The following is a 12,381-nucleotide window of genomic DNA, read 5'->3' as shown; positions in this document are numbered from 1 at the left end:
TTTTACTTTTCCTTGGGTTCGGTGACAACCATGCCACGGTTACGCATAAAGCCAGTCAAAAGGCCGTTCACGAAAGAATCCGAATTGTCGGTGCTGTACTTGGCGGCAATCTGCACCGCTTCGGTAATGGCGACCTTCATCGGGATTTCGGGGATGTAAGAAAGTTCGACCATCGCAATGCGGAGCACAATGCGGTCAAGGCTTGCCATGCGGTCCAGTTCCCAGTGGGCGGCCGCGGCCTTGATGTTTTCGTCGAGTTCTTCGCGATGGGCCTGCACCAGGTCCACCAGCTTCATTCCATACTTTTTCTGTTCAGCGTGAAGGGGCTGGGATTCGAGCACTCCCGGAAGAGCCTCCCCTGCGGTCTGGCCCGTAATTTCCATGGCATACAAGAGCTGCATGGCAAAAACACGGGCGGGTCTGTAACTTACTTTCATAATCGAGTCGCTAGTAATTAGATGGTCTTGTAAAGGTTTGCCATTTCAACGGCGGTAGATGCCCAGCTGGAGCCGAGGTTGCCGGCCTTGAGGCCTGCACGATTCATAGCCTGGTCCACGGTATCGGTGGTGAGGATTCCAAGAATCACGGGGAGCTTGCCTTCGGCAGCGATGTTAGCAATACCGCCGGTAGACGCATTCACCACCACGTCGTAGTGGCTGGTTTCGCCGCGAATCACGGCCCCCAGCGCCATCACGGCACTGTACTTGCCGCTGTCAGCGAGGCGACGGCACACGCCCGGGAGTTCGAATGCGCCCGGCACATGCACGACCGTGATGTCCTTGTCTGCTACACCGAGCAGTTCAAGCTGACGCACAGCCCCTTCCAGGAGCTTGTCGGTCACGACCTCGTTAAAGCGGGCAACGGCGATTGCCACCTTGAGGCCACTACCATTGAGGGAATTCTTGATTTCGTTCACCATTTACTTATCCTCTTTCAAATTCGCTTCGGCAGCGGCATCCACGTGCAGCTGGTGTCCCATCTTCTTCTGCTTTGTGAGCAGGTAGAACAAGTTTTCCTTGTTCGGCTTAATTTCGATCGGCACGCGTTCCACAATTTTAAGGCCATAGGCCGTAATGCCCGAAATCTTGCTCGGGTTGTTCGTGAGGAGTCGCATTTCCTTGACGCCGAGGTCTGCCAGAATCTGGGCGCCCGTACCGTACTGGCGCAGGTCCGACTTGAACCCAAGGTGCAAGTTCGCTTCGACCGTGTCCATGCCCTTTTCTTGCAGTTCGTAAGCGCGGAGCTTGTTGCAGAGACCGATTCCACGGCCTTCTTGACCGCGCATGTAAAGGAACACGCCGCCGTGCTCGCCAATGAACTTCATGGCGGCGGCCAGCTGCTCGCCACAATCGCAACGCAGGCTACCAAAGATATCGCCCGTAAGGCATTCGCTATGCACGCGCACGTACACCGGCTTGCTGAAGTCGGGGTTACCAGCGACCCAAGCCACATGTTCTACGCCGTCGGTCTTGCTCTTGTAAGCGTAGGCGGTAAAGTCGCCGTACTTGGTCGACACGTGCGGGGCGGCTACGCGCTGCACGAGCTTTTCATTTTTCAAGCGATAGTCGATGAGGTCGCGGATCGAGATAATCTTGAGGTTAAACTTCTTCGCGACTTCCTGAAGCTGCGGCATACGAGCCATCGTGCCGTCTTCGTTCATGATTTCGATCAAGGCGGCCGCCGGGCGCAGGCCCGCAAGCTTTGCCAAATCTACAGCCGCTTCGGTATGGCCTGCGCGACGGAGTACGCCCTCTTCCTGGGCGTACAGGGGCGAAATATGCCCCGGCCTGCCGAAGTCGCTGGGCTTGGAATTCGGGTCAGAAAGTGCAAGAATCGTCGCCGCACGATCATGAGCGGATACACCCGTAGTGCAGCCTTCAATTTTATCGACCATGATGGTAAAGGGCGTTCCCAAAATCGAGGTATTCTCGGCGGTCTGCCGCGTGAGGTTCAGTTCATGGCAACGCTTGATCGGGAGCGGTGCGCAAAGCACGCCACGGCCTTCGTGGAGCATGAAGTTCACCTTTTCGGGCGTAATCTTTTCGGCGGCGATGACAAAGTCGCCTTCGTTTTCGCGGTCTTCGTCATCGACCACAATCAAAAACTTGCCGTTCTTAAAATCTTCTATGGCCTCTTCAATCGTATTAAGCAAGGTCACGTTCCTTCAGATAATTTTCAATATACTTGCCGAGCATGTCGACTTCCACATTCACAATCGTACCCGGAACCCAGTTGCGCAGGTTCGTGCGGGCAAGCGTTTCAGGGATAATGCACACGCGAATGGAATCTTCAAACTTTTCAGCGACCGTCAGGCTGATTCCGTTGAGAGAAATCGAACCGCGGCGAATCACGTAGCGACGCAGGTCTGCAGGGAGCTTCAAGTCCACTTCGACACCCGTTTCGCGCGGAGTCACCTTGATGACTTCGGTAATGCAGTCCACATGGCCCATCACAAAATGACCGCCCATAAAGCTGTCTGCACGACACGGAAGTTCCAAATTCACCAACTTACCGACAGCGGCCTGCTTAAAGCCCGTATTTTCCACCGTCTGGTGCATCAGGCAAAAAGTCGCTTCGTCATCGGTACAAGATTCAATGGAAAGACACACACCATCGTTAGCGACACTGTCGCCCAACTTACAATTCTTAAAAAAGCCCGGTGACTTAAGGCGCATGGTAAGCGCATCGCCCCTACTTTCAATAGAAACGATTTCACCGGTAGATTGAATAATACCCGTAAACATACGGGGGCAAAAATAGAAAAATTTCTCTTTAGAACTTAATGGGATACAGCAAGTACCAGTGGAATTCGGGATAAACTTGCACGGTGGGGGCCGGCAGTTTGAAGTAATTCAGGTACTTGACAATGGTACGCGCCATGCGGCTCTGCGGACGGAACGCTTCCAGGTCGTAATCCAGGGCAATATATACTTCGCGATGCGGCGTCACATCTCTGTCGTGCAGGAACACACCTTCGTCAATACTCAAGCCAGCCGCAATGGCAAGCCAGCTCGGATAATACTGGCGCGCGGCCTTAGGCAACAAGCGGTAAACCTTAAACGATGCCCAGAATGTTTGGTTGCAATAGTCATCGGTAAACACGCCTGTTTTACTTTGTCTGTAATACGCCTTGGTATTGATCCAGTAGCTCCACTTGAGATCTACATACTTGAACACGGGAACATAGCGTTCCGCCATCGGCAAGAAGCCGCCGAGCGTTCCCGAAAGCACATCAAAAATGCTGAAGCCCCACTCCGGCGAATAGCCGTCTTTCACGTCGATTGCAATATGAGTCGCCATTGCCGAGAAGCCTGCAAACAAGTACGAATAAAACTCGGAAATTCCCGCCCAGCGGTAGCCTTCGTAAAAGGACTCGCCCATCATGACGCCCGAAGCGAAATGGCCAAGTTTATCGAGGTTCAAGGCGTAATCAAAATCGTTTTCGAAATGGAAATCACTCCCCTGTTCGTCCCACCAGCCTTTCTGGAATACAAGCCAGTAGGCGGCACCGTAAGCAATCAACACCGTCGAGGCCACGCCGACACTTTTAGCGACAGAAAACTCAACCGTATCGGCCGGGTCTTCACTGCGGTAGTCCCACGTGGAATCGCGCCATGTCGGCGGATCACTCGGAGCCGCTTGCAAGGAAACGCTTGCAAACAGGAGAGCCAACAGCGCAATCGATATAGAACGGAAAATTTTCACCGGCTCAATTATAGAAACATTTCTTTACAAAGGCAACAAAAAAAGCCCCGGAGAATGAACCCCAGGAGCTTTATAAAGTGTGGTTAGCGAACCTTAGTTGCGACCGAGGAGCAGCACGCTGTTCTGGCCACCGAAGCCGAAGCTGTCGGACATGGCGTAGTTGAACGAGTGGCTGGTGTTCTTGTTGGCGCACACATCGAGGTGGATGCGTTCGTCCTGGTTGAACACGTTCGTGGTCGCATGAATCATCTGATTCTGCAAGGACTTCACGGTGATGATGGCTTCGAGAGCACCAGCAGCGCCGAGAGCGTGGCCGATCATGCACTTGGAGGAGTTCACCTTGAGGTTGTCGGTAGCGCCGGCAAAGACCTTTTCGAGGGCGGAGCATTCAGCAACGTCGCCGAGCGGGGTCGAAGTACCGTGGGTATTCACGTAGCCCACATCCTTCGGGGAAATACCGGCTTCGCGGAGAGCCATTTCGATAGCGAGGCGGACGCCTTCGCCGTCTTCACGCGGGGCGGACATGTGGTGAGCGTCAGCGCTCATGCCGATGCCGGCCACGCGGGCGAGAATGTTGGCGCCACGCTTCTTAGCATGCGTAAGGCTTTCGAGAACGAGAATGCCAGAACCTTCACCAATCACGAAACCATCACGGTCCTTGTCGAACGGACGAGAAGCCGTCGTCGGGTCGTCATTGCGCTTGCTCAAAGCCTTCATGGAAGTAAAGCCAGCGAGAGCGACATTGTTCACGGTTTCGTCGGTACCACCGGCGAGCATGATATCGGCGCGGCCGAGACGGATCTGGTCGTAAGCGGCGGCGATGGAGTGGTTAGAGGTTGCGCAAGCGGAAACCACTGCGTAGCAGGGACCCATCCAGCCAGTGCGGTTGGAAACTTCGCCAGCGGGCATGTTCACGATAGACATCGGAATAAAGAACGGAGACACACGACCCGGGCCACGCTTGTCAAGGGCCACGACAGAGTCGCTATAAATCTGCATGCCACCGATACCGGAACCGATAATCACGCCAGAGCGGGTCGGATCTTCGTTTTCGGGGGAAATACCGGCGTTCTTAAGAGCCTGGAAAGAGGCATACACAGCGTACTGGATGCACCTGGACAGACGGGACGAATCGCGCGGGGTAATATATTCGGAACCATCGAATTCCTTGACGGCAGCAGCTATCTTAATCGGATAGTTGGTGATATCGAAGCGATCGATCGTTGCGAGTCCGGATTTACCTTCCAGCAGGTTGTTCCAAAGGAGTTCCGGCGTATTGCCGAGGGCGGAAACGCACCCCATACCTGTAATTACAACTTCTTCCATAGTGCGCGCAAATATAGAAAAAAGCAAAGTAACTTGGGAGCATTTTGTCTTAAATTTTTAGAAATTTGATACAAAATACTTACAAATTAGCTACAATTCTAAAATTTTGAGCAAAAAAGCCGCTCTAATGGTACAAGTCCCAAATAGAAACGCGACGCTGTTTGATTCTAAACGGAATCGATTTAGCAAAGTCTTTCCAATACTCTATTTCATGCCAAAACACCTCGAACGGCGAATAAGGCATAAGCCGAATCGACTTCCAGCGATTCGTAAACCAGCGCAGAACAAAGTTCATTCCATGCAAGTCCTTGGCATTTATACGACTAAAGCCGAAGTTTCCGCTATCGTAAACCTCAGCAAGTACCTTTTTTCCCAGTTTTTTATTGGGCGGCACAAGCATATAATCTATTTCCAGGCCAAAAACTTCTTGCATGGCCCACATAAAGGCACCAGCCATGCGCTTAAGGCCAAAACTCCCCAATTTTGAGGCAACTTCGCGACGGTCTTCGGCTGTAGAATGCTGCAACAAGATAACATAATCGACAAACTGCTTGAGTCCAACGCCCTCACCGAAAAAATGCCTTTGAAGGTGAGCCAATTGCATAACAAGAGCAAACTTGATTGACGGCGACCAAAAACCTTCGGGCACATGCTCCGTATTCAAGATTTCGCGTTTCAGATAACGTTGCAGACGGGCATTCGCAAGCGGGCACAAGACTCCTGAAGATGGCTTAAAATGAACCTCAACAGAAACTTTACCCGTATTGAGCAAATGAACATGATGCGGGGCATTTTCACCAGTCTTATCAAGTTCATAACCCATCTCTTTCACAAGAGCGACAACGCTTTTCCGGCCACCTTCGACCCACAAGTCAATATCCCCCGCATGTCGCATAAACGGATCCGGGTAAAGTCTTGCATTGGCAGCCCCTTTCAAGACAGCCGTTTTACGCCCCTTCGCAGCAAACAGTTCCGTATACTTCGCAGCTTCCGCATTCAAAAGTTCATTATGCCCTTTGACAGTTTCCGCCTCACTCGCCCACTGAAACATCAATTCTAACGGGGGGCGTTTTTCTTTAGGCAGATTACGGACGGCTCGGTAAACAACCGCCGCCACCAAATGACGCAAGCTTTCCGAATGAACCTTTTCCCATTCAGATTCATCTAATTTACAATCAAATATCTGCGGATTACACTCGGGCGAAACAGCCATTCGCAGCAACTTATTCAAAGACTCCATGCCCTAAAAATAAAAAAATAACGCACCTGGGCGGAAATGCATTCATAACCAACCACCAGCACAATTTTACACTTTAAATTTTTTTAAATTGTCCGCGTTATGGCAAGAATTAAAAGCGCACCGAACCTCGTCTGGATGGACCTCGAAATGTCGGGTCTTGAGCCGGAGAGGGACGTCATTCTCGAAATAGCGACGATCGTAACCGACCCGAACTTGAATATTTTGGCCGAAGGGCCTGTCTTGGCGATTCACCAGACTGAAAACGTTTTTGAAGGCATGGACGACTGGAATAAGCGTCACCACACCCAGAGTGGACTCGTGGAACGCTGCCGTAAGTCGACACTCACCATGGCCGACGCCGACAAGATGACCCTTGACTTCATCAAGCCCTTCACCACCGAACGCGGAAACGTGCTCTGCGGAAATTCCATTACGCAGGACAGGCGTTTTCTGTACAAGTACATGCCGCTTTTGACCGGCTGGCTGAATTACAGGAACATCGACGTGAGTTCTATCAAGGAACTGACCTTCCGCTGGTACCCGGACCTGCCAGAATTCCAAAAGATGGAAAAGCACCAGGCCCTGGACGATATCCGCGAAAGCATTGCCGAACTCGAATACTACCGCAAGACGATTTTTAAGTAAAGTTTAAACTTTAAGATGGACTATAACAACTACCTTCCGAAAAAAAGGCTCCCCTACGCCGTTAGGATCCGCAATCGAATTATCGTTTTTTCCGTTTTTATGGGACTTTGCGCCCTGATGGGCACCTGCATCTTTAGCGAGAAAGACCCCCAAAAGCCCGCTGAAGAAGATGAATATGCAGAAGCGATTGATTCTACAGCCACCAACGACGCTACCCTGCAGGCCGAACAGATAAGCGAAACGGGAATTTTCCCGAAGGCCGATTCCGAAGACCTGGCAAATACGCAGGCAACGGTAGCCGCAGCAGTCGTCCCCGAAAGTCCTACCGAAGCAGACGTCATCGACAGCACGCACATCAAGGCCCAGAAAGATGTTTTCATGGCCGAAAAAATCGACAACCTGCTACGCCGATTCCGCCCCGAACACGCAGTCATCTTGATGGTAGACCCGCAGAGCAACGAAATCATTGCCTGGGGCGAACGCCGCAATAACCACGTGCAAGAAAAGCCCGACTACTTTATCAAGAACACCTTCCCGGCGGCATCGCTTGCAAAGACAGTCACCATTTCGGCAGCCATGGAATCGAACCGCTACTCGCTCACGTCGCAGATTCCAATGATTGGCTCCAGCATTCACCTTTACAAGAACCAGCTGCGCGTCAAGGAAGGCTACAAGGGTCCGTTTATCGAACTGCAAGACGCCTACGCCAAGTCCGCGAACCCGCCCATGGCCATCGTGGGCATGAACGTGGGTGCCGAACGCCTGCGTAGCGCCGCCAAGAAATTAGGCTACAATACGAACTTCCCGGGTGCACTCCCCCCGCGTTCCAACTACGCTCCACCTGATACCGGCTACGGCCTCGCCGAAGTCAGCAGCGGCTTTACGGAAGCCACCACATTGACCCCGCTTCTTGCCGCAGCACAGGTTCGCTCCATTCTCACGAAAAAGCCGCTGGAAATTCCATGGGCAGCCAACTTGGACGGATTCGCCCCCAAGAGCCGCATCGCACTTGATGTGGGCAAGTTCAGCGACAACACTTATTACGGCCTGCGCGAAGCGATGATCCGCACGGTCACACACGGTACCGCCCGCAAGAACATTTCGACCAGGCACATGGCCCGCAAGAACTACGAGGCTCTCACCATCGGCGGAAAGACTGGTTCCCTCGACGGACACGACCCCTACGGCCGCTACGAATGGTTCATGGGTTTTGCACAGTCCAAGGCGGACCCGAGCAAGGCGGTGGTGCTCGTGATTATGCAGGTGCACGACTTGCAGGGCATGCGCTCGCAGCCGGCAACCCAGGTCGCCGGAATGCTGTTTAACTATTGGGCACACCAATATTTACCCAAGAAAGGAAAGTAAAATGGAACCGACATGGTGGAATCTAATCCCTTCTTATTTTGACGGAACGGCCTTTATGCTCGGGAGTTTCCCGGTGCGCTGGTACGGCATCATGTACATTTTCGCCTTCGTGACGGGCTACCTCACACTGATGCACGTAAACAAGAAGGAAAAGCTGGGCTACACCAAGGACCAGTTCGACAGCCTGTTCACCTGGATTATCGCGGGTATCATTATCGGTGCACGCCTGGGTTACGTGTTCTTCTACAAACCGGGCTACTACCTTGCAAACCCGACCGAAATCATACTGCCCATGACGCATGATGCACTTGGTTACCACTTTGCCGGAATCTCAGGCATGAGCTACCACGGCGGCATGATTCTTGGAACGATTTTCACCTACATCGGCCTCAAGCGCAACAAGATGAAGGTGTGGGAAGGCCTGAACCTTTGCTTTATGCTGGCGCCGCTCGCCTACACCTGGGGCCGCTGGGGCAACTTCATTAACGGCGAACTATTTGGCGAAGTCACCACAAGCGGCATCGGCATGTGGTTCCCGCTCGCCCACGATAGCCCCATTACCAACCCCATTCTGCACCACCCGAGCCAGCTTTACGAAATGCTGTTCGAAGGCGTTATCTTATTTGCAATTTTGTACAACTTAAGACGCATTCCGCTGCTGCGAGACAAGATGCCTTGCCTGTACCTGATGGGCTATGGTTTCTTTAGATTCTTCATCGAATTTTTCCGCAGGCCCGACGCACATCTCGGCCGCGTGGACCTGTTCGGCATGAGCCGCGGACAGACGCTTTGCAGCGTCATGTTCCTGACCGGTTTAATCTGGCTGATTGTTCTGATTTACAGGCAAAAGAAGGCTGCTGTAGACAGTAAGAAGTAGGCAGTAGACAGTGGTTTGAGATTAAAAAAAGAGTCCCCGTAAGGGGACTTTTTTTAACAACTCACCGCAAGCTCGCTGATGGCAAGCGCCGGGACCTTGATCCCGGCAAACGGATTGTAATATTCGTTGCCGACTCCGACCACATTCTGGATGATGTCGAAGTAGTTGCCCGACAAGGTCACGCCATCGACAGGGTGTTGAATCACGCCGTTTTCGCACCAGAAACCGTGGGCACCAATGCTGAGTTCGCCACTCACGGAGCTACAGCCGGAACCGCCTTCGAGGCGCACCACCAAGAGGCACTTGGGGAAAAGCTTCAGAAGATCCGCAGAAGAATACTCCCCTGCCGGAACGAACATGTTCCAGAACGCCGTAGACATCTTGGAGCCGAAATCGCGGGCGCCGTTGCCCGTTGTGGCACAGCCAGCCTTCGCAGCGGTTTCCAAATTGTAGAGAGCTTCGTTAAAGATGCCGTCCTTAATGACTTCGACTCGTCGAGTCAAGCAGCCTTCGGAATCAAAGTACATCTTGTGGCAGAAGTTCTCACCGAGCGGATCGCTCCAGAGAGAAAGCTTTTCGGAGGCTATCTTCTGGCCTTCTTTACCGGCCAAGCGAGAAGTTCCCTTCTGCATGGATTCAGCGATGAACGGTGAAGCGTACATACTCATGAATCGGCCGGAAATTCGTTCCGAGAACACGACAGGAATCTTGCCGCCTTCGATTTTCTTGGCGCCGAAAAGTTCCGTTGCGTAGTTGGCAGCCTTGTCAGCGATTTCAGCAACGGTGAACTTGCTCCAGTCGCGTTCACTTTTGACAAAGTTGCCGAGCTTGCTGATACCATCGCGCACAGCGACTGCGCCTGCACCCACCGATACCGAGTTGCCCTTATCGGTATAGAAAAGGCCCTTGTGGTTTGCGACAATCGAAAAGTCGCGGTTCAGGTCAGCACCCAAGTACGGAATATTCTTGATGTCGGCAGAACGTGCAAACGTTTCCTTTTCAAGTTCGATGCAAAAGTCCTTGAGTTCTGCCAACGTAAGCGATTCCAGCGCCGGATTGTAATTGGGATTGCCTTCAGGAATCTTTGCCGGAGCAGGCAATTCAAAGTCAACCTTCTCGGTCCACTGCGTATGGCAAATGGCATCCTTGATGGTCTGCGCAATCGCTTCCTTGGTCAAGCGTTCCGTGTGCGCATACCCCGGACGTCCATCCTTAATCACGCGAATGCCAAGCCCTACGGAATCCGAAATTTCGGTATTCTGCACCTGGCCCTGAAAAACAGACAAGCCCTCGGAATGGGAATTCGAGGCAATTACATCAAACTGTTCCGCCTCGCCCTTCGCGAGGTCGCACATACAAGAAACGGCGTCGGTAATATTCATTACGCATTCCTCTTGGCTTTGCTGGCGAGCATGCGCCAATAGGCAGCGGGGCTACCCGTCACGGATTCAAGCGCTTCGGCAAGTTCGCGGGTAACTTCAACCGTTCCCGCAATCAAGCCCTCGAGAGTCTCCATCGGGACACCGATGCGGCGGGCAAATTCCGCCTTATCCATCTTGAGCCATTCAATGCCTTCTAAAATCGCCTGCCCCGGAGTGGGTGTTCCATGCCTTGCCATAGTCAATTCCTAAAATTCAATCGTTTTCCAGCCTTCGGCGCCAAAGCGCAGGTCGCGTTCTACAAATTCCCAAATCAGGAGTTTCTTGCCTTTGAGCACGCCCGCCTTACGGGCAAGCTTTTCACGCACAAGCGTAGAAGCACCGCCATCGCTCACAATCGAGGACACCGGTCGGCCGATATTCCTTGCAAAATGTGCAATCCAACCCGCATTCACAGGCGCATCCGTCTGGTAAATGCGACTGAAGCTGTCGCCCAAAATCAAAATCTTCGACTTGCGGAAGTCATCCTTAAACGGAGTCTTGGTCGTATCGCGTACCACCGTGGAATCCGAAAGCGAATCTGCCGGAGCTTCCATGTGTTCCGAAATTTCTTGCTGAGAAACCACATGGCCGGTTACCTGTTGTACCTTGAACACGTTGAACTTGTTGAGGCCGCTCATTTCGCCAATGTCGCCCATGCGGTCCGCCAAAGAATCAGACACCACATAATCCATGGACGGTTCACCGATATTGATCAGGCCCGCATCCACCATCGCGTTCACCTTTTTCGCGATTTCACCGGCGGCAAGTTCTGCACCACGCGGAGTCCAGTGCGTATCGTCATCCAGATAAAGCGCACCCAGGTTTGCATCGTCTGCCTTTGCGGCAAGGAGCGGCGTATACAAATCCACCGTATTCAGCCCAAGCGTAGCAAGCGAATCCAGAATCGCCTTGCCGTGTCCAGCAAGTTTCAAGCCATCAACGCCGGTCAAGCGTTCCGGATAAATGCTCGGCTTGCCCGGAGTAACCACCACTAGGAGCTCTACGCCCTTCGCCTTGAGCTGGTCGCGGAACTTGAGAATAGCCTGAATCGGGTTATCGAGCTTTGCGCTGCGTACATCCAGCGGCGACGGCTGCACCAGGAATTCTACATCTTGACGGTAGAACAGCCAACGGCCCGAACCAGAACCGAGCACAACTTTTTCGCCCGGATCATTGAAAACATTCCATACCGCCAACTGGTACTTGGGGCGGAAAGCAAGCACAAGCGCATTTTCGTCTTCGACTTTGTTTTCGAACGCACGCAGATAACGGCTCGTCCACACGCCGTAATGCTTAATGCCACAAAGCGCACGCCAAACCGAGAAATGTCCAAATTCAGCCACAACCGCCTTCAGCGTGGAATCCACGGTTTTGAAGGTTTCGGGTTCATCTTCAAGGGAGGCTACCAAAGTATCCGCCAACTTCAGCAACTTGTAGTCCGCCTCAGCCGTATCGAGTTCGGCATAGCTGTTCACCGTAAGAGCAACCGCTTCCAGGTCCGAAAGCGCACTGACCACGTTTTCCAGCGACTCGCCCACCTCGGCACCACCGGCAATCGATTCACGCGCCGCAAACCAGGCATCGTTCAACTTGGCAGCCGATTCCGCCATCTCGGATTCACGCTTAAACGGCGTATAAACGACATCCTTGAAAATATCCAGGCTGACAAAGCGCTTTTCACCGCGCAAATCCGCCACAGTCTGCACCGTAAACGGCAGCAGCAACAAGACTGCAAAAACAACAATAAAGGCAATATAGAGTTTCTTCACACTAGAAAAATAAAAATTTCAGCTTGAAAAGGG

13 protein-coding genes are annotated in these 12,381 nt (G+C 52.6%); 3 read left to right on the top strand and 10 right to left on the bottom strand.

Annotated features, from left to right (window positions below; translation table 11 throughout):
* Nucleotides 1-2: 2 nt before the first annotated feature.
* From nusB to QZN53_RS02615, 7 genes are all read right to left on the bottom strand, one after another.
* Entirely contained in the window at nt 3-437 is a 435-nt protein-coding gene (nusB, locus tag QZN53_RS02645; protein WP_283429198.1) for a transcription antitermination factor NusB, read from the bottom strand.
* 17 nt (nt 438-454) lie between these two features.
* On the bottom strand, nt 455-916 hold the full coding sequence (ribH, locus tag QZN53_RS02640; RefSeq protein WP_072799326.1) for a 6,7-dimethyl-8-ribityllumazine synthase: 462 nt from the start codon (nt 914-916) through the stop codon (nt 455-457).
* Between the two features lie 3 nt (nt 917-919).
* Complete coding sequence (locus tag QZN53_RS02635; RefSeq protein ID WP_294651370.1) at nt 920-2,158, bottom strand: bifunctional 3,4-dihydroxy-2-butanone-4-phosphate synthase/GTP cyclohydrolase II; 1,239 nt, start codon at nt 2,156-2,158, stop codon at nt 920-922.
* Nucleotides 2,145-2,744 (bottom strand): riboflavin synthase, encoded by a 600-nt coding sequence (locus tag QZN53_RS02630; RefSeq protein ID WP_072799199.1) that lies wholly within the window; start codon nt 2,742-2,744, stop codon nt 2,145-2,147. The genes QZN53_RS02635 and QZN53_RS02630 overlap by 14 nt, the downstream gene beginning before the upstream one ends.
* A 28-nt stretch (nt 2,745-2,772) precedes the next feature.
* Entirely contained in the window at nt 2,773-3,705 is a 933-nt protein-coding gene (locus QZN53_RS02625) for a hypothetical protein (protein WP_294651360.1), read from the bottom strand.
* Between the two features lie 93 nt (nt 3,706-3,798).
* The gene (gene fabF / locus QZN53_RS02620) at nt 3,799-5,031 is read right to left on the bottom strand and encodes a beta-ketoacyl-ACP synthase II (RefSeq protein ID WP_163437279.1); all 1,233 of its coding nucleotides are present in this window, start codon (nt 5,029-5,031) and stop codon (nt 3,799-3,801) included.
* A 124-nt stretch (nt 5,032-5,155) separates the two neighbouring features.
* Nucleotides 5,156-6,271, bottom strand: coding sequence for a nucleotidyltransferase family protein (locus QZN53_RS02615; RefSeq protein WP_163437278.1), 1,116 nt, complete (start codon nt 6,269-6,271; stop codon nt 5,156-5,158).
* 108 nt (nt 6,272-6,379) lie between these two features.
* Here QZN53_RS02615 and orn point away from each other — a divergent pair, with 108 nt between their 5' ends.
* From orn to lgt, 3 genes are all read left to right on the top strand, one after another.
* A complete protein-coding gene (orn, locus tag QZN53_RS02610) occupies nt 6,380-6,916 on the top strand; it encodes an oligoribonuclease (RefSeq protein ID WP_205428114.1) in 537 nt (178 codons plus the stop codon).
* A gap of 99 nt (nt 6,917-7,015) precedes the next feature.
* Complete coding sequence (locus QZN53_RS02605) at nt 7,016-8,281, top strand: penicillin-binding transpeptidase domain-containing protein (RefSeq protein ID WP_294651351.1); 1,266 nt, start codon at nt 7,016-7,018, stop codon at nt 8,279-8,281.
* A 1-nt stretch (nt 8,282) separates the two neighbouring features.
* Nucleotides 8,283-9,158, top strand: a complete 876-nt coding sequence (lgt, locus tag QZN53_RS02600) for a prolipoprotein diacylglyceryl transferase (RefSeq protein WP_163437274.1) — start codon at nt 8,283-8,285, stop codon at nt 9,156-9,158.
* Nucleotides 9,159-9,211: 53 nt separating this feature from the next.
* Here lgt and QZN53_RS02595 read toward each other — a convergent pair whose 3' ends face one another.
* Genes QZN53_RS02595 through QZN53_RS02585 form a run of 3 tightly spaced genes read right to left on the bottom strand, consistent with a single transcriptional unit; the run spans nt 9,212 to nt 12,348 of the window.
* The gene (locus QZN53_RS02595; RefSeq protein WP_163437273.1) at nt 9,212-10,540 is read right to left on the bottom strand and encodes a TldD/PmbA family protein; all 1,329 of its coding nucleotides are present in this window, start codon (nt 10,538-10,540) and stop codon (nt 9,212-9,214) included.
* The gene (locus QZN53_RS02590; RefSeq protein ID WP_163437271.1) at nt 10,540-10,776 is read right to left on the bottom strand and encodes an XRE family transcriptional regulator; all 237 of its coding nucleotides are present in this window, start codon (nt 10,774-10,776) and stop codon (nt 10,540-10,542) included. The genes QZN53_RS02595 and QZN53_RS02590 overlap by 1 nt, the downstream gene beginning before the upstream one ends.
* Nucleotides 10,777-10,785: 9 nt before the next feature.
* Nucleotides 10,786-12,348 (bottom strand): hypothetical protein, encoded by a 1,563-nt coding sequence (locus QZN53_RS02585; RefSeq protein WP_163437269.1) that lies wholly within the window; start codon nt 12,346-12,348, stop codon nt 10,786-10,788.
* Nucleotides 12,349-12,381: the final 33 nt, after the last annotated feature.

This window comes from uncultured Fibrobacter sp. (assembly GCF_900316465.1).
In the GTDB taxonomy this organism is placed as follows: Bacteria; Fibrobacterota; Fibrobacteria; order Fibrobacterales; family Fibrobacteraceae; genus Fibrobacter.
The sequence above is the reverse complement of the archived record's forward strand: the minus strand, read 5'-3'. Positions and strand labels throughout refer to the sequence as shown.